This is a genomic window from Serratia sp. FDAARGOS_506, assembly GCF_003812745.1.
Lineage (GTDB): Bacteria > Pseudomonadota > Gammaproteobacteria > Enterobacterales > Enterobacteriaceae > Serratia.
This window is the reverse complement of sequence record NZ_CP033830.1, coordinates 1-23,073: the sequence shown is the minus strand read 5'-3', so window position 1 is coordinate 23,073 and position 23,073 is coordinate 1. Positions and strand designations below refer to the sequence as shown.

Annotated in this window: 31 protein-coding genes; 18 read left to right on the top strand and 13 right to left on the bottom strand. The window is 50.1% G+C overall.

Going from position 1 to position 23,073, the window contains the following annotated elements:
- Window positions 1-13 precede the first annotated feature (13 nt).
- From EGY12_RS00155 to EGY12_RS00140, 4 genes are read right to left on the bottom strand one after another with little or no spacing between them, the layout of a single operon-like run.
- Window positions 14-325, bottom strand: coding sequence for a hypothetical protein (locus tag EGY12_RS00155; RefSeq protein ID WP_013279382.1), 312 nt, complete (start codon window positions 323-325; stop codon window positions 14-16).
- 35 nt (window positions 326-360) lie between these two features.
- Window positions 361-675, bottom strand: coding sequence for a TrbM/KikA/MpfK family conjugal transfer protein (locus EGY12_RS00150; protein WP_016338363.1), 315 nt, complete (start codon window positions 673-675; stop codon window positions 361-363).
- Entirely contained in the window at window positions 672-1,016 is a 345-nt protein-coding gene (locus tag EGY12_RS00145) for a hypothetical protein (protein WP_012561155.1), read from the bottom strand. Before EGY12_RS00145 ends, EGY12_RS00150 begins: the two co-directional genes overlap by 4 nt.
- Before the next feature lie 15 nt (window positions 1,017-1,031).
- A complete protein-coding gene (locus EGY12_RS00140; protein ID WP_012561154.1) occupies window positions 1,032-1,337 on the bottom strand; it encodes an H-NS family nucleoid-associated regulatory protein in 306 nt (101 codons plus the stop codon).
- Window positions 1,338-1,445: 108 nt separating this feature from the next.
- Between EGY12_RS00140 and EGY12_RS00135 the strand changes: the two genes are divergently transcribed.
- The 14 genes from EGY12_RS00135 to EGY12_RS00070 all read left to right on the top strand — a co-directional run bounded on the left by EGY12_RS00135 (window position 1,446) and on the right by EGY12_RS00070 (window position 12,307).
- Window positions 1,446-2,183: a lytic transglycosylase domain-containing protein gene (locus EGY12_RS00135; RefSeq protein ID WP_013279384.1), complete on the top strand. Its 738-nt coding sequence runs from the start codon at window positions 1,446-1,448 to the stop codon at window positions 2,181-2,183.
- An 8-nt stretch (window positions 2,184-2,191) separates the two neighbouring features.
- Complete coding sequence (gene korA / locus EGY12_RS00130; RefSeq protein ID WP_016338364.1) at window positions 2,192-2,473, top strand: transcriptional repressor KorA; 282 nt, start codon at window positions 2,192-2,194, stop codon at window positions 2,471-2,473.
- Window positions 2,474-2,482: 9 nt separating this feature from the next.
- Window positions 2,483-2,776, top strand: coding sequence for a hypothetical protein (locus EGY12_RS00125; protein WP_001749962.1), 294 nt, complete (start codon window positions 2,483-2,485; stop codon window positions 2,774-2,776).
- A gap of 49 nt (window positions 2,777-2,825) precedes the next feature.
- A complete protein-coding gene (locus EGY12_RS00120; RefSeq protein ID WP_000496058.1) occupies window positions 2,826-3,143 on the top strand; it encodes a VirB3 family type IV secretion system protein in 318 nt (105 codons plus the stop codon).
- Window positions 3,143-5,743: a VirB4 family type IV secretion/conjugal transfer ATPase gene (locus tag EGY12_RS00115; protein ID WP_012561149.1), complete on the top strand. Its 2,601-nt coding sequence runs from the start codon at window positions 3,143-3,145 to the stop codon at window positions 5,741-5,743. Before EGY12_RS00120 ends, EGY12_RS00115 begins: the two co-directional genes overlap by 1 nt.
- 17 nt (window positions 5,744-5,760) lie before the next feature.
- Window positions 5,761-6,474, top strand: coding sequence for a type IV secretion system protein (locus EGY12_RS00110; protein WP_001749960.1), 714 nt, complete (start codon window positions 5,761-5,763; stop codon window positions 6,472-6,474).
- A 7-nt stretch (window positions 6,475-6,481) separates the two neighbouring features.
- On the top strand, window positions 6,482-6,709 hold the full coding sequence (gene eexN, locus EGY12_RS00105) for an IncN-type entry exclusion lipoprotein EexN (protein ID WP_001749959.1): 228 nt from the start codon (window positions 6,482-6,484) through the stop codon (window positions 6,707-6,709).
- A 15-nt stretch (window positions 6,710-6,724) separates the two neighbouring features.
- Window positions 6,725-7,765: a type IV secretion system protein gene (locus tag EGY12_RS00100; protein WP_001749958.1), complete on the top strand. Its 1,041-nt coding sequence runs from the start codon at window positions 6,725-6,727 to the stop codon at window positions 7,763-7,765.
- 70 nt (window positions 7,766-7,835) lie between these two features.
- Window positions 7,836-7,994 (top strand): hypothetical protein, encoded by a 159-nt coding sequence (locus tag EGY12_RS23545; RefSeq protein WP_012561180.1) that lies wholly within the window; start codon window positions 7,836-7,838, stop codon window positions 7,992-7,994.
- Window positions 7,984-8,682, top strand: coding sequence for a virB8 family protein (locus EGY12_RS00090; protein WP_000646594.1), 699 nt, complete (start codon window positions 7,984-7,986; stop codon window positions 8,680-8,682). The genes EGY12_RS23545 and EGY12_RS00090 overlap by 11 nt, the downstream gene beginning before the upstream one ends.
- Window positions 8,683-8,692: 10 nt before the next feature.
- On the top strand, window positions 8,693-9,577 hold the full coding sequence (locus EGY12_RS00085; RefSeq protein ID WP_000735066.1) for a TrbG/VirB9 family P-type conjugative transfer protein: 885 nt from the start codon (window positions 8,693-8,695) through the stop codon (window positions 9,575-9,577).
- On the top strand, window positions 9,577-10,737 hold the full coding sequence (gene virB10 / locus EGY12_RS00080; RefSeq protein ID WP_012561145.1) for a type IV secretion system protein VirB10: 1,161 nt from the start codon (window positions 9,577-9,579) through the stop codon (window positions 10,735-10,737). Before EGY12_RS00085 ends, virB10 begins: the two co-directional genes overlap by 1 nt.
- A 41-nt stretch (window positions 10,738-10,778) precedes the next feature.
- Window positions 10,779-11,774, top strand: a complete 996-nt coding sequence (locus EGY12_RS00075; protein ID WP_012561144.1) for an ATPase, T2SS/T4P/T4SS family — start codon at window positions 10,779-10,781, stop codon at window positions 11,772-11,774.
- Window positions 11,774-12,307, top strand: coding sequence for a phospholipase D family protein (locus EGY12_RS00070; protein ID WP_000792636.1), 534 nt, complete (start codon window positions 11,774-11,776; stop codon window positions 12,305-12,307). Before EGY12_RS00075 ends, EGY12_RS00070 begins: the two co-directional genes overlap by 1 nt.
- Window positions 12,308-12,479: 172 nt before the next feature.
- Here the strand turns inward: EGY12_RS00070 and EGY12_RS00065 are convergent, their stop codons facing one another.
- The 8 genes from EGY12_RS00065 to EGY12_RS00030 all read right to left on the bottom strand — a co-directional run bounded on the left by EGY12_RS00065 (window position 12,480) and on the right by EGY12_RS00030 (window position 19,728).
- A complete protein-coding gene (locus tag EGY12_RS00065; protein ID WP_000091613.1) occupies window positions 12,480-12,794 on the bottom strand; it encodes a hypothetical protein in 315 nt (104 codons plus the stop codon).
- Window positions 12,795-13,048: 254 nt separating this feature from the next.
- Window positions 13,049-13,405 (bottom strand): cupin domain-containing protein, encoded by a 357-nt coding sequence (locus EGY12_RS00060; protein WP_000215515.1) that lies wholly within the window; start codon window positions 13,403-13,405, stop codon window positions 13,049-13,051.
- Window positions 13,395-13,796, bottom strand: coding sequence for a DUF86 domain-containing protein (locus EGY12_RS00055; RefSeq protein WP_001293886.1), 402 nt, complete (start codon window positions 13,794-13,796; stop codon window positions 13,395-13,397). Before EGY12_RS00055 ends, EGY12_RS00060 begins: the two co-directional genes overlap by 11 nt.
- Window positions 13,793-14,083 carry a nucleotidyltransferase family protein gene (locus EGY12_RS00050; RefSeq protein ID WP_001247892.1) on the bottom strand — a complete coding sequence of 97 codons (291 nt, stop codon included), beginning with the start codon at window positions 14,081-14,083 and terminating at the stop codon, window positions 13,793-13,795. Before EGY12_RS00050 ends, EGY12_RS00055 begins: the two co-directional genes overlap by 4 nt.
- A 63-nt stretch (window positions 14,084-14,146) precedes the next feature.
- Window positions 14,147-14,545: a DUF6710 family protein gene (locus tag EGY12_RS00045; protein ID WP_012561143.1), complete on the bottom strand. Its 399-nt coding sequence runs from the start codon at window positions 14,543-14,545 to the stop codon at window positions 14,147-14,149.
- Window positions 14,545-17,781: a MobF family relaxase gene (mobF, locus tag EGY12_RS00040; RefSeq protein WP_012561142.1), complete on the bottom strand. Its 3,237-nt coding sequence runs from the start codon at window positions 17,779-17,781 to the stop codon at window positions 14,545-14,547. The genes EGY12_RS00045 and mobF overlap by 1 nt, the downstream gene beginning before the upstream one ends.
- Window positions 17,781-19,310: a type IV secretion system DNA-binding domain-containing protein gene (locus EGY12_RS00035; RefSeq protein ID WP_000342688.1), complete on the bottom strand. Its 1,530-nt coding sequence runs from the start codon at window positions 19,308-19,310 to the stop codon at window positions 17,781-17,783. Before EGY12_RS00035 ends, mobF begins: the two co-directional genes overlap by 1 nt.
- A 1-nt stretch (window position 19,311) precedes the next feature.
- Window positions 19,312-19,728: a hypothetical protein gene (locus EGY12_RS00030; RefSeq protein WP_001749975.1), complete on the bottom strand. Its 417-nt coding sequence runs from the start codon at window positions 19,726-19,728 to the stop codon at window positions 19,312-19,314.
- Window positions 19,729-20,295: 567 nt separating this feature from the next.
- Here EGY12_RS00030 and stbA point away from each other — a divergent pair.
- From stbA to EGY12_RS00010, 4 genes are all read left to right on the top strand, one after another.
- Window positions 20,296-20,682, top strand: coding sequence for a plasmid stabilization protein StbA (gene stbA, locus EGY12_RS00025; RefSeq protein WP_013279398.1), 387 nt, complete (start codon window positions 20,296-20,298; stop codon window positions 20,680-20,682).
- A gap of 8 nt (window positions 20,683-20,690) precedes the next feature.
- On the top strand, window positions 20,691-21,407 hold the full coding sequence (gene stbB, locus EGY12_RS00020; RefSeq protein ID WP_012561139.1) for a StbB family protein: 717 nt from the start codon (window positions 20,691-20,693) through the stop codon (window positions 21,405-21,407).
- Between the two features lies 1 nt (window position 21,408).
- A complete protein-coding gene (gene stbC, locus EGY12_RS00015; protein ID WP_012561138.1) occupies window positions 21,409-21,777 on the top strand; it encodes a plasmid stabilization protein StbC in 369 nt (122 codons plus the stop codon).
- Between the two features lie 200 nt (window positions 21,778-21,977).
- Window positions 21,978-22,322 carry a hypothetical protein gene (locus EGY12_RS00010; protein ID WP_012561137.1) on the top strand — a complete coding sequence of 115 codons (345 nt, stop codon included), beginning with the start codon at window positions 21,978-21,980 and terminating at the stop codon, window positions 22,320-22,322.
- 461 nt (window positions 22,323-22,783) lie between these two features.
- Here EGY12_RS00010 and ccgAI read toward each other — a convergent pair whose 3' ends face one another.
- The gene (gene ccgAI / locus EGY12_RS00005) at window positions 22,784-22,963 is read right to left on the bottom strand and encodes a protein CcgAI (RefSeq protein ID WP_012561134.1); all 180 of its coding nucleotides are present in this window, start codon (window positions 22,961-22,963) and stop codon (window positions 22,784-22,786) included.
- Window positions 22,964-23,073 lie beyond the last annotated feature (110 nt).

The window sequence follows — 23,073 nt, the reverse complement described above, 5'->3', positions numbered from 1 at the left end:
ACCGCCCTGGTGTTTAGCGACGGCTGTAAACCTGCCACGAAGCGCTGCCTGACTGATTCTGGCAAATCCGCCCGTAAAGTACGGTGCCGGTCGAGTAGCGGGCGCCATTCAGATAGCAATAGCCGCTGGATTGCAGCAGTTCGTTGCGCAGCTTTTCTTCCTGCTTTGATAGCCGGGACTCCGCAGACTGCAAACGAACGGATAATTCGTTAATCTGGCGTTGCTGGTTATTCATCTGGCTCTGCATCGCATTACCTTTATCCTGGCTGACGCAACCAGTTAAGAGAGCTGTACAGGCTAATGCACTTAATATAATTTTTTTCACGTTGGCTCCTTAAATTGAGATTATTCCTAGCCCGCCTATAAGCGAACTTTCCCGTATTTACTTATGATCTGGCTTATCATCGACTGGTTACTTCCACCTTCGCCATTATCCGGGCATTCATTAAGAAAAGCCTTCCTGGCATCCCTCGTGTGGTTGGGTAAAAAGCCGTGCTTGTTCTTTTTAACGATATTGAAGAAAGCAGCTTCAGCACTGTTACACTCGCTTCCGCCGCTATCGCCGGTGAGCTTGCCCGCCATGCACATAATAACTTTGCAGGGATCTTCAGCATGGCTGGCAGGAAGATAAAGCAGACTACCAGCTGCTATCAGAGGGATTAAGAGTTTCTTCATTGTTTTGTCCTTAACAGTTTGTTCAGATATACACCCGCCAGAATGTTGATAACGGTAAGTAATATTAATAATAACGCAGAGTTATAAATAGATTTGTAACCTATATCGCCTGCGATATATTCGACAATAAAAACGAAAATCGTTAACATTGCGAACAACTTGATTAACTTTCCTGTAATTTTCTTAACGATATAAGCAACTGAATAAGAGCCGGATTTGATGATGCTGGCGAGTAACCTGATAGCATGGACACGGAATTTTCTTAAAATGGGCGGAATGGAAAATGCCTTTTTCTTCCTTCTGCCTTTTTGCTTTTCCGCAAAATCAATAACATCGCCCATTTTTATACTCTCCGGTTATATCTTTAGATCATCAAGTGATAAACCACTATCAAGCAGCTCTTTGAGCCATGTTGGTCGGCGGCCAGTCCCGGACCAGGTATTTTCTGCGTTCCTGGGGTCGCGGTATTTTACTTGTCTATGTTCTCTGGGGTTGGCAACGCCCTGCATTTTCATGGCTTCCAGGCTAATGCCAGCGTCCAATTTTGCAGTTAGCCAGGCCGGGCGCTTCCCTATACCAGTCCACGTATTAAAAGGGTTATCCGGGTCACGATACATGGGTTCACCTTTGGGGCGTTTTTCTGATTTCAGGGGAACCAGCATTACCTTCCTTCCTTCAGAGGTTTTCTTTTCGTTTCTTCTTGACACGATCTCATTAGCCCTTATCATAAACATAAGTCGTCGAAATTACAATTACGCGGTGAAACGTAAATGAGTAAACATCCAAAACTTCTGGTTCTCGCTCTGGCCTGCCTTGCTTGTGCTGGCCGTGCCAGTGCTGCGCCTGCCTCAGATGAAGTTGCCAGGCTTGCGCAGAGATGTGCGCCTGATGTTTCACCCTTAACAATGGCGTACATCGTCGGCCATGAGTCCTCAAATGGGCCGTACAGGATCAATATTAACGGTGGTAGTACCCAGTTAAAACAGCAACCACGTACTGAAGCTGAGGCCGTCAGCGTTTCGAAAGTTCTGCTGAAGGATAATAAAAGTTTTGATATGGGCCTTGCACAAATTAACTCAAATAATTTAGTGGGCCTGGGTCTTTCGGTTGACGATATTTTCAAGCCCTGCATCAACCTGCGGGCGAGCCAGACCATCCTTAAAGCCTGTTATGATAGCGCCCTGAAATCCTATCCAGCCGGGCAGGTTGCGCTGAGACACGCGCTTTCCTGCTACAACACCGGCTCACTCATAAACGGGATTTCTAACGGGTATGTCACGAAAGTTATCAACGTGGCGCGTCAATCAACTGATTTGAAAATCCCTACGCTGCTACCTGATGGCCAGACCAGTGAGGACAGCACCGCGACTGAGCCTCAGCAGGCAAAAAGTACGGCCACGCAGTATGACGGTGAACAAGATGTTTTTGGTTCGGGTGATGGCGATGCCTTCAGCCGAAATAATACGGATGCCTTTTTAACCAAACAGGAAACAGCGAAGGGGGAGTGAGGTTATGGATGGAACGTTTGTACCTTGTATTGCAATCACAGATCCTGGAGCTATTTGAAACAGGAAAAGTGAAGGAGGTAACGATAAAACGGGTTTCATTAAAGACGTGGTATCCCGTTTTTCAGATAGACGATGAACAGTTGGGCCAGATCGCATGTTCCATTCGGGTTAACAAAGAGCATGAACTACGAACCTGGGCTGATTTAAGGCTACTGGCAGAGTTTTTGAAAGATAAGTGTGGCGTTGAAGAATGCCGGTTAAATCTGCAATCAACAGAAGATAGTGAGTAAGGAGAAAGTATGACCACGTTGTTTAAGAAGTATGGCCCTGCGGTAGTTATGGGCGTTTTGTCCATTGCCCTGCCGCAAATTGCGCTGGCCGCTGGCACCGATACTGGTGAATCAACCGCTACATCAATCCAGACGTGGTTGAGCACATGGATTCCAATTGGTTGTGCTATTGCGATCATGGTTAGTTGCTTTATGTGGATGCTTCACGTAATCCCAGCCAGCTTTATTCCTCGTATCGTAATCTCGCTGATTGGTATTGGTTCTGCATCATTTCTGGTTTCCCTGACGGGCGTAGGAAGCTGAACAACGCGAAAAGGGGGGACTTTTGTCCCCCAAAGTGAGGACTACAAAGATGTTCGTTGACGGGAAAAGACCGCTTTTCAAAGGTGCGACTCGCTTACCTCGCGCGCTGGGTGTACCACGTAATGTAGCTATGATGATATTCATGATTTCTGCCTCGCTTTTTATGATTATTCATATGTGGGCGATCCTGGTGTTCGTCTTTTTGTGGATTCCTTCAGCTGCATTAACAAAATATGACGACCGCATGTTTCGAATTATGGGCCTGTGGTTGAAAACCAAATTCAGTAATTGGTTTGATTCTCCGTTTAAGCAGTGGGGAGGATCGTCTTATTCCTCTGTTGACTACAAACGTAAGGGTTTAAAATAATGAGAGCTGCCACCGCTACGAAGCCAAAAAAAATTGATGCCTACCGTAAGGAGCCATCAGTAAATAAAAAGTATTTGCCCTATTCTTATCACCTCAATGATTACGTGATTTCGATGGAAAACGGCGATCTGATGGCTTTTTTCAAGCTGGATGGCCGCACACATGACTGCGCATCAGATCGGGAACTGGTCACCTGGCATAAAGACCTTAATACGCTGGTCAAGAGCTTCGGAACAGACCATGTAGAGCTGTGGACGCATGAATATCACCATGAGGCTAAAGAGTACCCGGATGGTGAGTATGACCATTTTTTCCCTGCTTATGTTGATCAATATAACCGTAAGCTGCACGGTGATTCCAAGCAGCTGATTAATGACCTTTATCTGACCGTTATTTACAAACAGGTAGGGGATAAAACACAGAAGTTTCTGGCGAAATTTGAAAAGCCGACTCGTGACGAAATTCAGCGAATGCAGAATGAGGCGCTTGAAGGTCTGGAAGATATTTCTGAACAAATCCTGGAAGCAATGAAGCCGTATGGCATTCAGCAGTTGGGTATCTATTATCGTGACAAACGCGGTGTTGAAATTCCTGCGCCTGATAAAAAAGAACGTGAAGAACTTGCTGAAGTCGATGAATCAGACATTTTTGACGAAGCCATTGTTATCGAACGCAACGAGCCTGAACCTTCGCAGGCTCACGCTTATTCAAAAGCGCTGGAGTTCCTTTATTTCCTCGCAAATATGGAATGGGCCATCGTGCCTGTTTGCCGTGATCGTATCCGTGAGTACATCATGGACAACCGCCCTGTTAGCTCACTGTGGGGGGATGTTGTCCAGATCAGAACGGTAGATCACAACTTCTATACCACCGGCATTGAATTTCGTGAATACGAAGAAGATACAGAGCCAGGCCAGCTTAACATGCTTAAAGAAGCCGATTTTGAATACCTTCTGACGCAGAGTTTTTCTTGCCTCTCTGAATCTTCAGCTAAAACGTTTCTGACGCATCAGGAAAAATCTTTGCAGGAAACGCGCGACCGTGCGCAAAGCCAGCTGGCACAGCTTGGTACCGCGCTCGATATGCTGACGTCCAGAGAGTTCGTGATGGGCTACCATCATGGAACCGTGCATGTCTGGGATAATGACCAAAACGCGGTACAGCGCAAAGCGCGTCGTGTGAAGGTTATGCTAACCGGCTGTGGCGTGGTTGGCGGGACTCTCAGCCTGGCCTCTGAGGCTGCATATTATGCGAGACTGCCTGGCAACCAGAAATGGGCGCCGCGCCCGGTTCCGATAAACTCATGGAACTTCCTGCACTTCAGCCCGTTCCACAATTTTATGCGTGGCAAGCCTGACAATAACCCGTGGGGGCCAGCGCTGACCATGTTCCGCACGATCAGCGGTACGCCACTCTATTTTAATTTCCATGTGACCCCGCTTGAAGAACTTTCCTACGGTAAACGCCCGCTGGGCCATGCGTTAATAACGGGTATGTCGGGGGAAGGTAAAACCACGCTGCTTAACTTCCTGCTGGCGCAGTCAATGAAGTACAACCCGCGGCTTTTTGTTTATGACCGTGACCGCGGTATGGAGCCGTTCATTCGAAGCGTTGGTGGCTACTATAAAGTTCTGCAACAGGGTATGCCGTCCGGGTTTGCCCCGCTTCAGATTGAACCGACCAAACGCAATATTGCCCTCATTAAAAACCTGTTCCGCATTTGTGTGGAAACCACCAATAACGGGCCTATCAGCGCAACGATGGCTACCGAACTGGCTGAAGGCGTTGATGCGGTTATGGGGGAAGGCTCACTTATTCCACGCGAGGCGCGCACCGTTACTATCCTGGACGGGTACGTGAATGAAGTTGTGGAAAATGGCGTATCACTGAAAGGGCTGCTGCGCGAATGGACGCGCGAAGGCCAGTATGGCTGGCTGTTTGACAATGATAAAGACAGCCTGGATCTCAGCGCGAATGATATTTTTGGCTTCGATTTATCCGAGTTTATCGCAGCCAAAGAGGAAGTATCCAGCCCGGCCCGTACTCCGCTCATGATGTACCTTCTGTACCGGGTACGTGACTCCATCGACGGCAAACGCCGCGTCATTCAGTGCTTTGACGAGTTCCACGCCTACCTTGACGATCCGGTTATCGAGCGTGAAGTTAAGCGTGGTATCAAAACTGACCGTAAGAAAGACGCTATCTATGTGTTTGCCACGCAGGAGCCGAACGATGCGCTGTCCAGCCGTATTGGCCGCACGATCATGTCGCAGACCGTCACAAAAATCTGCCTGCGCGATCCGGAAGCTATCCGAGAGGATTATGCCTTCCTTACTGATGCTGAATACGACGCGCTGATGTCGATTACCGAACACTCCAGACAGTTCCTGGTTAAACAAGGGCAACAGTCTGCGATTGCTTCTTTCAATCTCTACCCTCGCAACAGCGACGATATTGATGCAGATATTAAGACAATGGACAACGTTCTTAGCGTGTTGTCCGGTGAACCACAAAATGCCGAAATTGCGCATGAGCTGGTTGAACGGCTCGGTAATGACCCTGAAGTATGGCTCAAAGAATACTGGCGCCTGACGGCTTAACAACGAGGCAAAACACCATGAAAAAAACACTGACGGCAGTATTGCTGACCACCGGCCTGATTCTGGGAGGCGCGCAAAGCGCTTCCGCAGGCATCATCGTGACCAACCCTACTGAACTGGCTAAACAGGTCGAGCAGCTTCAGCAAATGGCGCAGCAGCTGGAGCAGCTTAAAAGCCAGCTGCAAACGCAGAAAAATATGTATGAGTCGATGGCAAAGACAACCAACCTGGGCGATCTGCTGGGGACGTCTACCAGCACGCTGGCAAATAATTTGCCGGACAACTGGAAGGAGATTTACAGCGACGCCATGAACTCCAGTTCTTCCGTCACGCCTTCAGTTAACAGCATGATGGGCCAGTTTAATGCGGAAGTTGACGACATGACGCCCAGCGAAGCAATTACCTACATGAACAAAAAGCTGGCTGAAAAAGGCGCTTATGACCGCGTTATGGCAGAAAAAGCCTACAACAACCAGATGCAGGAACTAACCGATATGCAGGAGCTGACGGAGCAGATTAAAACGACTCCAGACCTGAAATCGATTGCTGACTTACAGGCCCGTATCCAGACGTCACAGGGTGCTATTCAGGGTGAGCAGGCGAAGCTGAATCTGATGAACATGTTGCAGCAGTCACAGGACAAGCTATTACGTGCGCAGAAAGAACGTGCCACCCACAATTTTGTTTTTGGAACCGGCGGGGACGTTACCGCGTCACCTTCAATTAACTGAGGTAATTATGAAAAAACTACTGCTTGTTATCCCTTTCCTCCTGGTGGCCTGCGATGCCTCGCATGACGTGGAGTGGTACAAAAAACATGAGAAAGAGCGCAAGGCAACAATTCAGGAATGCAAGAAAGACGCGGATGAACTTCAGAAACCTGATTGCAAAAACGCGCGCGAAGCCGATCGTCAGCTGTTTGTGTTCGGCAAAAAAGACGGCGAAATCAATTCACCGAAAATTTAGGAGTAAGGAGGCAATATGGCATTCACCCTAGTCGCAGACATTTTCGCAAAAGTAGACGGGGCGATTACGTCAATGGTGAGCGCCAATGTTGCCACCATTATCTCTGATGTAACGCCTCTGATTGCCACCTGTCTGACAATCAAGCTGATGGTTCAGGGGATGTACTCAGCGTTTAATCCGGGGGCGGGCGACAGCCTGAGTTCGCTGATTAAAGAGTATCTTTCCATAGCCCTTATCCTGAGCTTTGCAACGGCGGGCGGCTGGTATCAACAGGAACTGGTCAACGTGGCGCTTCACCTGCCGGATGATTTTGCTGGGATACTGTCTGCCCCTAATAAAGTCGGTGCAAGTGGCGTACCGGCGATTATTGATAGCGGTATTGAAAAAGGTATCAAGATCGTCAACACCGCATGGGAAGCCGCAGACGTGTTTTCATCGAGCGGCCTGGCCGCGTATGCCATTGGCGGCATTATGATGATTGCTACCGTTGTGCTGGGCGGCCTCGGTGCGGGCTTTGTGATCATGGCTAAAATCCTTCTGGCCGTTACGCTTTGTTTTGGCCCGATTGCAATCTTCTGCCTGCTGTGGGGAGCGACAAAAAACATCTTTGCTCGCTGGCTGGCGTCGGTCATTAACTATGGCCTTGTCGTCGTCATTCTTGCGCTCGTGTTTGGTTTCATCATGCAGATGTTCGACAACCTCCTGTCCTCGATGAACTCTGATGCCGCTTACTCATCAATCACTGGTTCTATCTCCGCCTTATTACTGACGGTCATTTCCGTTTTCGTTCTGTTCCAGATTCCGCAAATTGCCGCCAGCTGGGGTAGCGGTATCAGCGCCGGAGTTGCTGACGCCGCACGCTCTACGGGTTCTTCCATGCAGGCGCTTGGCAATATGGGCAGCCACGGCATGTTTGGCGGTAATGCGTTCAGAGGCGGTAACAGTGGCGGCGGCCAGCAATCGGCAGGTGGAGGAAGTGGCAGCAACAGCGGAGGAAGCAGTGGTTCTAATTTAAGTGGTAAGGCAAGGGGCAGTCGAGGGAAGAAGGCTGCATAAAATTAAAACAAAAGTCGTTGAAATTGCAATTTCGACGACTTATTATAATTAGTACGTTCAACAACCGATAATGGATGCCGTAATGCGCAGCTTATTGCTTATGGGAGTTCTTCTGATTAGCGCCTGTTCCAGCGGGCATAAACCGCCACCGGAGCCGGACTGGAGCAACACCGTTCCAGTAAACAAAACAATCCCGGTTGATACGCAAGGTGGTGCAAATGAAAGCTAATAAAAAAACAGGGCTTACACGTGAAGCCATTAAAGAGTTCAACGAAAGCCGTAAAGGGCTTGAAGTTGATCTGATGGATGAAGTGCTGAAGTCCCGGCGTACCGCCTGGATGGTTGCCACCGGTTCAGCGGTGGTAACTGTTTTTGCACTCTCTTTAGTTGGTTACGTGGTGCATAAGTACAGCCAGCCAATCCCCGCACATCTGCTAACGCTCAACGAGGCCACTCACGAAGTACAGCAGGTCAAGCTGACCCGCGACCAGACCTCTTATGGTGACGAAATTGATAAGTTCTGGCTGACACAATATGTCATTCACCGTGAGAGCTATGACTTCTATTCAGTTCAGGTCGACTATACGGCCGTTGGCTTAATGTCCACGCCGAACGTGGCAGAGTCTTACCAGAGCAAGTTCAAGGGCCGCAACGGTCTTGATAAGGTTCTGGGCGACAGTGAAACGACCCGCGTGAAGATTAACTCTGTGATCCTCGATAAACCGCACGGCGTAGCAACGATACGCTTTACTACGGTTCGCCGCGTGCGCAGCAATCCCGTTGATGATCAGCCGCAGCGCTGGATTGCCATTATGGGGTATGAATATAAATCGCTGGCGATGAATGCTGAGCAGCGTTATGTCAACCCGCTGGGTTTCCGCGTGACGAGTTATCGCGTCAACCCGGAAGTTAACTGAGGGCTGCCCCATGAAAAAACTACTTCTTTCAGCAGTCGTTTTGTCAGTCCTGGGAGGCGCGGCCACTAACGTTATGGCGCTTGAGGTTGGCCGCAATTCTCCTTATGACTATCGCATTAAAAGCGTTGTTTATAACCCTGTTAATGTGGTCAAAATTGACGCTATCGCCGGTGTGGCTACCCACATTGTTGTCGCGCCTGACGAAACCTATATCACTCATGCTTTTGGCGATTCTGAAAGCTGGACGTTTGCGCACAAAATGAACCATTTTTTTGTGAAGCCGAAACAGGCCATGAGTGATACCAACCTGGTGATCGTCACCGATAAGCGCACCTATAACATCGTCCTCCATTTCATCGGTGAAGAAACGAAGAAAAATGCAGACGGTACGGTATCAAAATCCTTTATTGAAACGCCGTGGGCTGTGCGCCAGGCCGTTCTTCAGCTGACCTATGAATATCCGTTTGAGCAGCAGGAAAAAGCCAAAAGCGCGGCTGATAAAAAACGCATTACGCAGAAGCTGAAGCAGACGGCTTTTGCGGGGGCGAAGAACTATCAGTACGTAATGAGCGAACAGCCTGAAATGCGCAGCATCCAGCCGGTTCACGTCTGGGATAACTACCGCTTTACCCGGTTTGAGTTTCCGGCCAATGCGGAGTTACCGCAGGTCTACATGATCTCGGCCAGTGGCAAAGAAACGCTGCCTAACTCTCATGTTGTGGGTGAGAACCGCAACATCATCGAGGTGGAAACCGTCGCTAAAGAGTGGCGTATTCGTCTGGGCGATAAAGTCGTTGGCGTTCGTAATAATAATTTCGCGCCGGGCGCCGGTGCGGTAGCAACCGGTACGGCTTCCCCGGATGTGCGCAGGGTTCAAATTGGGGAGGATAACTGATGGCCCGTAAAAGTGTCGATGTAGATCAGGAACTCGATGAAAACACCGGAGACGGTGAATTTGAAAGCGAGCGTGGCGGATTTAATGGCAGTAACCGCCGTTCGGCTCCTGGTATGAAAGCCTTTGTCATACTGATGGCGCTGCTTGCTTTGGTATTCATCGGGATTACGGTCATGGGTAAAATTCGCGCCCCGGCTAAAGCTGAAGCTGATAAAGACGGTGGTAAAGCGCAACAGGCCAATACACTGCCAAACTACAGCTTTAACAGCGATCCTGATGTTAATAAACCTGCAACTGCGCAGAATAGCGCCACTGATGCCCGTGCTGTGCAGGCTGCCGCACAGGCAGATGCAGATGCGGGCAGCAGCAATACCGGCGCGCGTACCTCTAATAAGCGTAAAGAACCTTCGCCTGAAGAACTGGCTATGCAGCGTCGTCTGGGCGGCGAGCTGGCCCAGACTAATCAGGCGGCTACAAGCAATAGTCCCGGAGTGCAGCCCCAGGACAACGAAACAAGCGAAGGTAGTTCAGCACTCGCTAAAAACCTGACTCCTGCAAGGCTGAAGGCTAGCCGCGCTGGAGTCATGGCTAATCCCAGCCTGACTGTTCCGAAAGGCAAAATGATCCCCTGTGGTACCGGCACCGAGCTGGATACCACTGTTCCGGGTCAGGTTTCCTGCCGGGTTTCACAGGACGTTTACTCAGCTGATGGACTCGTTAGGCTGATTGATAAAGGCTCATGGGTTGACGGGCAGATTACCGGTGGTATCAAAGACGGCCAGGCGCGCGTGTTTGTTCTCTGGGAGCGTATCCGCAATGACCAGGACGGAACAATCGTTAATATTGACAGTGCCGGAACGAACTCACTCGGCAGCGCGGGGATTCCGGGCCAGGTGGATACCCATATGTGGGAGCGTCTGCGTGGTGCGATCATGATTTCGTTGTTCTCTGACACCTTAACGGCGCTGGTTAACCAGACGCAGAGTAATAACATTCAGTACAACAGTACAGAAAACAGCGGTGAGCAGCTGGCGTCTGAAGCACTCCGCTCTTACATGTCTATCCCCCCTACCCTCTACGATCAGCAGGGTGATGCGGTGAGCATTTTTGTTGCCCGCGACCTCGATTTCAGCGGCGTTTATACGCTCGCAGACAACTAAAAAAGTGGGCGCTTAGCGCCCGCTTTTCTTCAGGAGTAATCATGACTGATGCAGCTTTCTATCAACTTGGCCCACTGCGCGAGTATTTAGAAGATCCTACTGTTTTTGAAATTCGCATTAACTGCTTTCAGGAAGTTATCTGTGATACGTTCAGCGGCCGCAGGGTTGTGCAGAACGCGGCAATTACGGCAGATTTTATTAGGAACCTTGCTAAATCGTTGGTGAGCAGCAACAAGCTGACCATGCAGGCCATTAATGACGTGATCCTGCCTGGCGGGATCAGGGGCGTTATCTGTCTGCCCCCTGCGGTGATTGACGGTACAACGGCCGTAGCGTTTCGTAAGGATTTGGCGGCCGATAAAAATCTGGAGCAGCTGACCCGCGAGGGGATTTTCAGTGACTGCCGGAAGATTACCGGCAGCAAGCAAAGCCTAACGGATGATGATTTTTTCCTTAAAGAGCTGCACAGCAGCGAAAAATGGCCCGCATTCCTGCAAACCGCCGTTGAGAAGAAACGCACTATCGTGATCTGCGGTGAAACCGGGTCGGGGAAAACGGTACTCACGCGCGCGCTGTTAAAATCGCTACATAAAGACGAGCGTGTAATTATTTTAGAGGACGTTCACGAAGTCACGGTCGATCACGTTGTAGAAGCCGTTTATATGATGTACGGCGATGCAGGAAAGATCGGCCGCGTCAGCGCCACTGATGCCCTGCGAGCCTGTATGCGTCTGACACCGGGCCGTATCATCATGACTGAGCTTAGGGATGATGCTGCGTGGGATTATCTTAAAGCACTTAATACCGGCCATCCAGGCGGTGTTATGTCAACGCACGCTAACTCTGCGCGCGATGCCTTTAACCGTATTGGGCTGCTTATCAAGGCGACCCCTATCGGCCGTATGCTCGATATGAGCGATATTATGCGAATGCTCTACTCCACCATTGACGTTGTGGTGCATATGGAAAAGCGGAAAATCAAAGAAATTTATTTTGACCCTGAATATAAAATGCAGTGTGTGAACGGGAGCCTGTAATGAAAAACTTAGCAACCTGGCTTCTGGCCGCAGCATTTACGACAGCCGCCCTGCCCGCCTTTGCGGTGGAACCATCCGTTCAGGTTGGCTACTCGCCTGAAGGAAGCGCCCGCGTTCTCGTCCTGAGCGCCATTGACTCCGCAAAAACCTCGATACGGATGATGGCTTATTCTTTTACCGCCCCGGATATTATGAAAGCACTGGTAGCAGCCAAAAAACGGGGAGTTGATGTGAAAATCGTAATTGATGAAAGGGGCAATACGGGGCGCGCCAGCATTGCGGCCATGAACTACATAGCGAACAGCGGCATCCCTTTGCGTACTGACAGTGATTTCCCTATCCAGCATGACAAGGTGATCATCGTGGATAATGTGACCGTTGAAACTGGCAGCTTTAATTTCACCAAAGCGGCCGAAACGAAAAACTCGGAGAATGCGGTGGTGATCTGGAACATGCCTAAGCTCGCTGAATCATTCCTCGAACACTGGCAAGACCGCTGGAATCGGGGGAGAGACTACCGTTCCAGCTACTGAATACTGACCGCCAAAAGGCGGTTTTTTTGTTCAAAGAAACTGATCTCAGTATCGCGCCCGGGGCAGCTGGCCAACGTCGCCGGCATCGCGCCGGCAAAAATCGAAAAACAGAAATATCAGCAAGATAGCTTAAACAGGTGTCGGGAAATTTCGTTGAGATATTTTGAAGGAATCACAGTGTAAGCAGGCGCTTTTTCAGGGAGGCGCGTTCTTGCGGGTTGCGTCCCTTGTGATTGGCGATGCGATCCGCCGTGGCGGCCTGGCGCTTGACGGGCCAGTAGGAGCGGCCATCCTTGCCCATCGACCAGACGCTGCTGGCCTGGTTTTCCAGCAGGGGCAGATGGGCGCTCAGGGCTTCGGGCGACGCGCTGGTCAGCGCCGTGCGCTCACGGGTGCGCCAGCGCTGATGCCAGAGCTTCTTGTCCTCGCGCTCGCTGCCGCAGGTCGTGTGCCCGACGATGGGTGTTTTGCGGCGGCTGCGGCTCATAACGTAGTGGTCTCCAAGAACATTCAGGACTGATCCCAGGCGTCGATGGTCAAGACCTGATCGGCAGGACAGGCGGCTACGCGGTCGGGAACTGGATGGTGTTCAGTCTCATGCCGACCCCATTCGATTGATCGCGTCGCTTGCGGCACGCTGCGACGCAAGGAGGTTTGCGACCTGGTTTAGCAGCCGTGTCCGCTGCATGTCTGTTACCTATCTCCCCGACCGCTCATTGGACCAACTCCAGAGATTGGGCTCTATCGCTCAGCCAATACGAAACCGGCATTGGCTGATGCCACAACCGAGACTAACACAAATGGCTCGGTACCTGTATTTCGCGCCCCGTGCACTTGGCCCGGTCTTGCCACGGCTATCTCACCTTCCCTGAGGGCACGAACAATCCCATTGCCCTGAAAGTAATCAGCCATTCCCGACAAAACAGTCCACGTGTCTTGGCCGTGAGGATGAATGTGAGCCGCAATTTCCTGCCCGGGATGGACATGCCAAACCACGATAATTGAGTCTCGGGTTTCAAGCACAACGGAACGAATAGGCTCGCCTTCGGACGGCTGAACATACTCGGCTACAGAAAATATTCTCGATTCAACAGTCATCGGAGATCCCTCTTTCACAGTTGTCGTTACGGTCTTCATCGTCGGCATCCTGACGCACGGCGGGCAATTGCTGGAGCAACGCCGGCAGCCATTCCTGTACCGTCTCCCACACCACATCGAGGTTGATGTCGAAATAGCCGTGAGCCATGCGATTACGCATATTGCGCATGCTGCGCCACGGCACGTCGGCATGCGCCTGGGTGAACTCGACGTAGCCATCCATCACCTTTGTGGCCGCCTCGCCGATGACGATCAGGCTCATGATGACGGCCTGCTGGGTGCGCTTGTCGGCCAAGAAGTCGTCCTTGGCCATCCCTTCCACGAAGCTGCGCGCATCGGTTGCGGCCTGCTGAATGTGGTCGAGGTAATCGGGCAGGCGGTTCTCGCTCATATCGGTTGCGCCTCCGCGAGCACCTTGGCCCGGAACTTCGGCGGCAGGTCGCCGGGAGTCAGCAGATCGACGTCAACGCCGAGCAGCGATTTCAGTTCTTCTTCCAAATCGCCCAAGTCCAACAACGTGGCACCGGGCAGCGCATCGACCAACAGGTCGAGGTCGCTGCCATCCCGGTCGGTGCCATGCAGCACCGAGCCGAAGACGCGCGGGTTCGCGGCGCGAAAGCGGCCTACCGCTTCACGCACTGCGCTTCGCTTCATGTCAAGCACAACAGACGGTCGCATGCGCATCCTTTCTTATCGAAACTCGTTGAGATGATATGCAATCAAGAATAGAATTTCAAGAACTCACAAAGTAACGCGGTGGTTAATATCCTGTACCCACGGATTGCCCTTAGCGCTGCCTATATCGGCTAAAGCACTCCGGTAGCTTGATTCACCCCACGGCCACGGCAGGATCTTGGCCGTCGCAAGCGCCAGGGGAAAATCTTCAGCTGCAAGCCTGAGTGATTTCATGTGCGTGTAATCCATCGCCCAGATGATTTTTGTGAAGAAGAACTCGCGCTCGTTCATGTCCGGGCGCGCGTCCTGGCCCTCCGTGCCAACGGCCAGCAAGTAATCGGCCTGAATTGGCAGTATCAGCGCGCGTAGTAAGTCATGGATCGCCGGTTGCGGCAGTCTGCGCGCCAGATTAATTACCCGGTCGAACTTCAGTTTATCCTGCTTGCGCTTGTCGGTCTGCTCCATCAGATTTCATGGCCCCCTTCTTCATGCTCATGCTCATGGGTGTGTTCTTTTCCGGTATGGCTCTGTTCCGCCTGAGACGTCTGCGGCATGGCGTAATCGTCGTAAATGCTGCTGTCAAAGTCGTAGTCTGATGCTTCGGCATAATGCTCGTAATCGGCATACTCCTGCGCGCTCCACTGCTGATCGTCGGCAGCAGCATAATCATGGGCCAGCTCTGCATCATTTTGCTGTGCTTCATGACGCCGCAGGCCAACGGAATCATCCATAGGGTTCTGCTTAAGATGAAAGGCGTCCTCTGCGTTGCTCACCGGCTGATAATCAGTGCCGGTTGTCATGTTATGTTCATCGGGTTTCTGGTTAAACGCCATGCTTTCCCCCGTGGCTTCTGGCAGACCTTTTTCAGCTGATCGGGTTTCTAAACTGGTATCGCGGCCAATATCCTTAAACCTGGCCTCAAGCCCAAAGAAACGGTCAATTTCTGCGGCCGTGGTTTTCGGGCTGTCGCGGCTCACGCTCGATGCCAAAGATTTTTTATCGTCGGTAAAAATTTCCACCTCATGACGCGCACGCGAAATACCAACATAAAAAACGTCCTTAGAAGTGGTAAGCGATTTGGTATCTATGTTGAACAACACGCGATCACAGGTAAGCCCTTGGGATTTGTGGACGGTGGTTGCATAAGCATAGGAAAGATAAGAAGCCTGTTTTTTGTCCAGCTCAACCGTGCGCCCTTTTTTGTCCTCAAGCGTCAGTTTTTCACCCTCCACGGTTTTCACCGTGAAGCGGTCGCCGTTGGCAACGTCCAGCGTTTTATCGTTACGCGTTACCATAACCTTATCGCCCGGCGCCAGTTCGGCGCTGACTGCCTGGTATACAGACAGCTTGGTGTGTGTACGCGGGCTGAAAGCGATCTGCTCACCGCTGCTGCTTTCAACCGTCAATTTGTTGCCCGGCCCGGTATCAAGAACCTGGTAAGACTCGCCCCGCTTCATACCATTTTTGTAATCCTGTTCGGGGATAATGATTTGCCCTTTACTGAAATAACGGCTGTCGCGGCGTTCCGCCTGTGTCGAATCCACGCGGTCAAGTAGCGTGAACGTTTCGCCGGTTCCGGCAAGCCCCAGATTGCCCCGGATGTAGTCATTGAGGGTTTTGCGTGAGGCGTTCGTACCAGAGATTATCAGGGTGGCATCCTGTTGTTCTGAGGACAGAGACAGGTAGCGATCGGCAAGTTGAGCGAGTCGGGGCGCTTCTTCCTTCAGTTCGTTCACGCCGGTGATATTTTTCAGGGCGCGCGCGGCATTACCTTCAGCGGCATACTTAACCGCCTCAAGCAAAACTTCATTCTTCTGTCGCTGAATGTCTTTCATGTAGCTGGTCTGCATATCTGCTTTAATCAGCTGCTCAAAAGGCTTACCGGCTTCTACCGCTTTCGTCTGTGACGTATCCCCCAGGAATACCGCGCGAGCGTTATGCTTCTCGATCACCTCCATCAGCTGTTTCATCTGTCGGGCGGGTATAACCCCGGCTTCATCAATGAATACGACTGATTTTTCATCCAGCTTTTTATCCTTCGCTTTGAGGAAAGCGGCAACGGTGCGGGCCGGTAATCCATCATCTTCAAGCGCTTTTTTCTGTGTCCCATAGGGGGCCAGCGCCGTGACCTTCAGCCCTTGTGACTCCAGCAGCTCTTTAGCGGCCATCGTCATATAGCTTTTACCGGTACCGGCGTAACCATGTGCGGCCACAAACCGATCTTTGCTCGTCACAATTTCTGTAACCGCGCGCATCTGCTCCTTCTTGAGGGTTTTCCCGGCAAGCAGCTGGCCTGCAATCTCTGCGGTCAGCTGTCGCGGCATCTGCCCCCGGCCGCGTGATTCGATAGTCAGAATGGAACGCTCAAGGCGAATACCCTCCACGGTAGTGACGCGGTGGCTGGTCTTTTTAAGCCTGCCGTTTTTAATACCATCATCTACCGCAAAACGGGCTTTATCCGCACGCATCCCGCTATTCGTCAGCGAGTCGATCCACTCTTTGCGCGTCAGAGTTTCGGCCATAACTGAAGCACCGACCTTCAGAGTTGATTGATACCGGGCTTCGCCCTCGATGATGGCGCCCTTCTGTACCGCCTTCAGGTACGCTTTTTCAACATCGGCTATTGTGGCATGGCCCAGCACCTGCTTATTAGCGATTTGAATCAGCTTCTGGCGTTCAAAGCTGGCATCGCGCTCTGACAGCGACTTAACTGCAAACTGGATAGCCCGGTCAGCTTTAACCTCCGGGCTGGTAAAATCCGGGGCCATGTTGCGCGCTATATCAGCCTCCAGAGGTTTACCGTGTCCCTGCCATTCACGGTTATCAAAATCAATGCCGAGCGTTTTGGCGCGGCTGGCCCATTCCTGGTGAATTTCTTCACGGGAATGCTCTGTTTTCTTTTCACGCGTAGCCATCGAGACGCGGCTTTTCGTCTGAGCATCGGCGGTTTCCCGCGTCAGACCCATTGCAGCGAGTCCCTTTTCAATTTGCTCCGACCGGCGGGAAAAAGCGCGAATCTGTTCATCTGAAAAATGGGCCATATCGAACGTGTTATTTTTGCTGTTGTAACGCAGCTCATAACCGGCTTTGGTCAACTCCAACGCCAGCTCCTGTTTGTAAACATCGCCCAGGTGCATTTTGTTACGCATCAGCTCATCATTTTTGAGCGCGCGCCACTGGCCGTCCTCGCGCTGGGTCATGTTCATGACAAAAGCGTGTGTGTGCAAATCAGGATCTAGCGCCCTGGAAGTTTCGTGGCGGAAAGTAGCGACGACAAGGTTATTGGTATTCTGGGTTACTGATTTCCCCTGGCGAGTCGTCCGGGCCTGCGCGAGTTTTTCAGCTTCACGCACAGCAGCGGCAACAGCTTTTTCATGAGCCTCGATAATGGTTTTATCGCCGTGTATCAGCGCCTGCATGGATACCCCTTTAGGCGCTGAAAACGTCAGGTCGTAGCCCAGACGCTCTTTTTTGGCATCACCCACGTGTCGCTGCATATGCGTGAAGGTATCTATCTCTCCGACAAGCAGCTCTTTAAACCGGGCTGATTCAACGTCCCCGGATAAGCCGAGGGCTTCAGCTCCGGTTCCCTGCCAGGACGTGAATGATGAATCCTTACTGTAGTAATCATCCTTTGCATCAGAGTAGTAGCCCACAACGCTAGTGACGTTCTGGCGGGTAATCGTGGTTATATCAAGCATCAGATCTCCCTCAGTTCAATGCCAGGAACAGGGTTTTTGCGATGGTATTTAACGTGTTTAGCCTTGAACTTAGCGACGGGCATATCACCAGGCAACGCCAGATAGCCGGTGAGGTTTGGCAACATTGATATTTCGGTAGGCGTTACGGCACGAACAACTTTAACGTCGCGGCGTTTACGGACAATCCAGGGCTTCTGAGGATCGGATTCTTTACGCTCAACTTCGCCTTCTATCTCACCGAGTGAGCGCGACATTTGATCCAACGTTTCATCACCGAGACGGCTGCCGCCCAGCACGATGTTAGAACGCATGTTAGCCAGAATTGTCTGAGCCATATCCCGACCATAAACCTTAACCAGCTGAGAATAGGTTTGATAGCCAGCATAAACACACAGACCGCTTTTACGCCCTTTGGTCAGTGCATCGTTGAGGTTTGGCAGAAACTGGAGTGATTCCAGCTCGTCAATAAATACATTAATGCGGCTTTCTTTTTCACCCATACCCAGCACGATAGAAAAAATCGAATCCAGCCAGCAGGAAATTAGCGGATTAAGTGACCTTTTCATTTCTTCCTGCCAGGTGATAAACAGGGTTCCCGGCTTTCCATCATCAAGCCAGTCACGCAGGGAAAAATTACCTTCCGGCATTTTCAAATGTGGGGCAAGATTCTTACTGAGAACAAATCGCGCGCTTCCAACTGCTTTTTCAGACCCGGAAAAAATAGCTTCGGCAGGCGTCCCCATTAAAAATTCTTTTAATTTTTTCTGGTCAACGTTACAGGCCCAGTGAATAACTTCTTCCATAGTTACTGTGCTGTATAGGCTGTGAAGTTTTTTCGAAACTTCACTAAAAATAAGACGGCCATAGCCGAACCATTCTTCAGTAGCCATATCAGGGCTTTCCTGAACAATAGAGTTCACTAAACGCTCGTAATCATATGAACGGCGAATTTCATTGAAAAACACCCAGCCTTCAGTGCGTTTATCATAGGCGTTTAAAATAACATCGCCGGGACGATAGAAATTCTTTAAGAACCCCCCATTTGGATCTAAAGCAATATTTTTGCCGCCTCTAATGATGCTCTTAAATAACAGTTCATTGAAAATTGTGGTTTTACCAGTACCGGTTGTACCGGCAATCGAAAAATGCAAGTTCTCAGCGTATGTAGGTATGGGGATATTAGCCACGGTTAACTGGTTGACACCTCTTTCGCGTGTTTTATCAGCGAGTGTTCTGGCGCGAACAAGCTCTGTACCACGATAAATCTTTTTGAATCTTTCGCCTTTAAACACGCGTGATTTATCATAAATGATAAAAGCGATCAGACCGCCAACACCAATAAACCAGCCAGCAATTAAAGCTGACCATAAAGGCCATAGCGAAAAAGTATTCTTAACCAGATACGGAATCAGGTATTTAGCCGTGGATGGATCAATACCGTAGGTAAATTTTGCAACTAGAAACCATACCATCACTGGAGGCAAAGTAATTGCAAATAAAAATGCTAAGCCTCTTTCTCTATCGTCCATTTCAGCGCTCCTTTTTTGGTTCCCAGACTTTGTAGCCGTTACGTTCAACCTCTGCTTTTGCCGCTTTGGTTTTGCCCGGTTCTGCTATCGAGCGCAGGAGGATTAGCGTTTCAATAGCGAGTGATTCATGCAACATCATCTGTCCTGCCGGTGGGAATTTTACGCCAGATAGCGTTTCGGTTATTGCCTTCAGCTCATCGCGCAGTGGGCCAAAATCCGCATCTGAAGCACGGTCAAAAAGATAATCCAGTTTGCGATTTACGTCGCTCAGCCGGTCGGCAACTATTTTCAACCCGGACTCCCGATCACCTGGGCCAGCTTCAATGCAGCGCCGCAGATAATCTGACCGATTACCTCCTGAAACCAGGTCTATATAGGCCAAAAGTTCATCTGATACTTTTGCGGTTATTATTGGCATTCAGTCCTCACATTGTGCATTTCTTAAACAAAAAATTGGGATCTAACAAGCTGAAATCTTAGTATTACCAAAGTAATAAAGCAAACTCATTATAAAACAATGGGTTATTGGGTGTTTTTAATACCTAATTATTACCGAATATTGACGCTATTTATTTTTTTATCTTTTAAATCAGTACGATAGCGTGATTTATCGCGCTGCGTTAGGTGTATAGCAGGTTAAGGGATAAAAAATCATCTTTTTTGGTAGGAGCGATCTCCGTAGGTTAAGGGTCATTTGGCTAAAAAGCGTCCTATTCTTTGATGGTCATGCTTGCATGACCATCTGAGCAACCAAAAACTACAGATAAACTACAGATAAACTACAGATAAACTACAAAAAACGATTTACCTTAGCGTTGTCAGACTACTAATAGACTACAAGGAAACTACAAAGAAACTACAAAGAAACTACTAAAACCGTGGCAGACTACTAATAGACTACAAGAAAACTACAAATAAACTACAAAACTGGATTGACCCCTTCTTACGAGTGTTGTAGAGTCATCTTCATACAACGGAGGGGGTTATGAATAAACCAGCAGATCTGAAACCCCGCAACTTATCGGCTGCTGTCAGATTGCGCCTAAATGAAATCGAGAACTGGCTGGACAGAGGGCTAACGCGGCATGAAATTGCTGAAATCCTCGACAGCGAATACAGCTTTTCGGTAACAGCCAAAGGGCTTGAGATGGCACTGTATAGAACGCGGCAAAACCGAAAAAATGTATTGCACAATACACATGATAAGAGTAGCGCGAAGGGTGCAGCGGAAAGTGTATTGCACAATACACAACCGTCTGAGCCTGAAGCGCAGGAAAGTGAAAAAGCAGAGAGTCCCGGCATTATTGATAAAGAGTTCTTCAATAAAATCGGTGAGGATTTCAACCCTAAGAAGTTCAACAAAAAATTCTGAGGTGATTTATGAAAGTAGCGGTAATTAATTACAGTGGCAGTGTTGGTAAAACATTAATTTCATCTTACCTGTTAGCCCCGCGCCTGACTGGTGCAAAGTTCTATGCGGTAGAGACTATCAACCAGTCTGCTTCCGATCTGGGTATTGAAAATGTGACCAGTTTTAAAGGTGACGACTTCTCACGTTTGATTGAGGATATTGTTTTTGAAGATGCAGGCATTATTGATATTGGCGCGTCAAACGTTGAAGCGTTCCTGATGGCTATGTCTCGCTTTGACAGTGGCGCGAACGAATTTGATAAATATGTAATCCCGGTGACGCCGGATAATAAGGCGATTGATGAAAGCCTGAAAACGGCACACACGTTAAGTAAAGCGGGCGTGAGCAGCAAGAAAATTATCTTTGTTCCAAACCGTATTAGTCCAGACAGTGAAGTAGAAGATGTGCTGGCGCCGGTGTTTGAGTTTGTCAAAGAAACGAAGATTGGCAAAATAAGCAAGAAGGCTGTTATTTATAACAGTGAGGTTTTCGAATATCTGGCGTTTCACCGTATCTCATTCGAAGTATTGACCGCTGAAGATCCAGAAGAATTCAAATCCCGTGCAAAACAAACAACCGATGCTGACGAGCGCAAAAAACTGGCACGCCGTTATACATACATGAAACAGGCGATTCCGGTAAAAGCTAATCTCGATAAAGCATATGCGGCTTTAATGGGAGAATAAAATGGAAAAGCAGCCGGATAAATTAGAAGTTCTGATGGACTGGTTTTTAGGTGACGCGAAGGAAATCACCGCAACTCAGAAAGAAATGACGCAGAAACTTTCTGAGCTTTCGGAAAAGCTGGCAAAAGACACCGAAAGTTTAGGAGAGACGGCAGACTCTTTTAAACGGGCTTTAGTAGAAAACCAGCGTTCAATTAGCCTGGCAATTAGTGATGATGCTAAGGCGCGCGAGGAATTTCTAACTAAATTCCGCCGCGCGCAGGCGTCCAGTGCTGAGACGTTTACCCGTCAGATCCTTTTTATTACAGCTGGCTGCACCATCGTGGGCGCCGCAGTAGGCGCCGCGATAGCGATACTTTTACTGAGATAAAGCAAACCGGGCGTGTCCCGGTTTTTTTGTCAAGCGGAGCGCGGAGGCCGAAGGCCGGAGGCATTAGTGGCCGCCGCCCGCGTAAGCGGGGCGAGACGGGAACCGGCTCGAAGCGCAGCACGGCAGAACGGCCCCGCAGGGGCAATGCCCGTTTTAATTCATCGTGACAGTCGCGCGTGACCATCACGGGGAGAAAAATAATGAATGACCGACAGCGAGAACTGGCCCGTATACGCCAGGCCCGCCGCCGCGCGCGGCTCAAGGAAGAAGGCACAAGCGTGACAGTCACGCTAACAAAACAGGAAGAAGCAATGTTGCAGGAGCTGTGCCGGGTTCGCCGTCCTGGACGAACGCCTTATTCAACGAACGAATTTTTCCAGCTGCTGCTTATCCGCAACTGGCAGCAGTGGCAGGAGCAGAAGGCACAGCTGGGAAAATGCCAGGCTTGCGGAAAGCTGAAAGCGGAGGGGGGGTGCGAGGGTGAACGGAAAGGCGAAACCTTTAACTGCTGGCTTGCCGTCGAAGCCAATGAACTAAATTTGTAGTGTATTGTGCAATACACATTTACACAGAAACAAAAACCACCGGCAATTCCTGGAACCGGATACCTACGGCTATTCCTGGGTGAACGGTACTTTTTGCACCTGGGTGCGCTGAAAAAGCTGAATATGCAGGGTGACGTTCGCGTGCTGTTCTGCTTTGTAGACTGAATGCGCCAGCTATACGCCTGACTGCTTAAACCTGGTAAAGTTCTGCAACCGGCACTGACCGGAAAGCAAGGCAGGGAAGACCTAAGCCAGAAACCTTGACTGCTCCCCGCCCTTCAGGGCGGGGATTGCGGATCATGTTCTTCTCTTTCAGGGATTCAACGCAGACAAGAAAGGCTTTCAATTTCCTATACGTGAACGGCCGCGCAGCGGAAAGAAACAAGCCCGGTCAATCCGGGCTTGTTTCTTTAGGCGGCTCAGAAATCGCCTAAAGGCCCGGCTTGGCCGGGCAGTCAGTGCTATTTAGTTTGTTGCAGCAGCTGGCTTAATTTTGCCGCCAGTGCATACGTCGATTGGAAAGCGCCTTGCAGGCGCTGATTAGGCAGCTGGTTGAACGCTTCGAGGCAGGCGCGCAGCAATAATTCTTTCTGAGATTCGACTTCTTTTTTCAGTTGGGAAGGGGTGGTAACTGTAGTCATGCTTGCTCCTTAGTGAGCCGATATCGGCAATTTTTCGGGTGGCGGTGTTGCCTCCCGATGATTTAATTATCGGTGATTATGCCTTTAAAGTCAATACAAGTACGGAATTT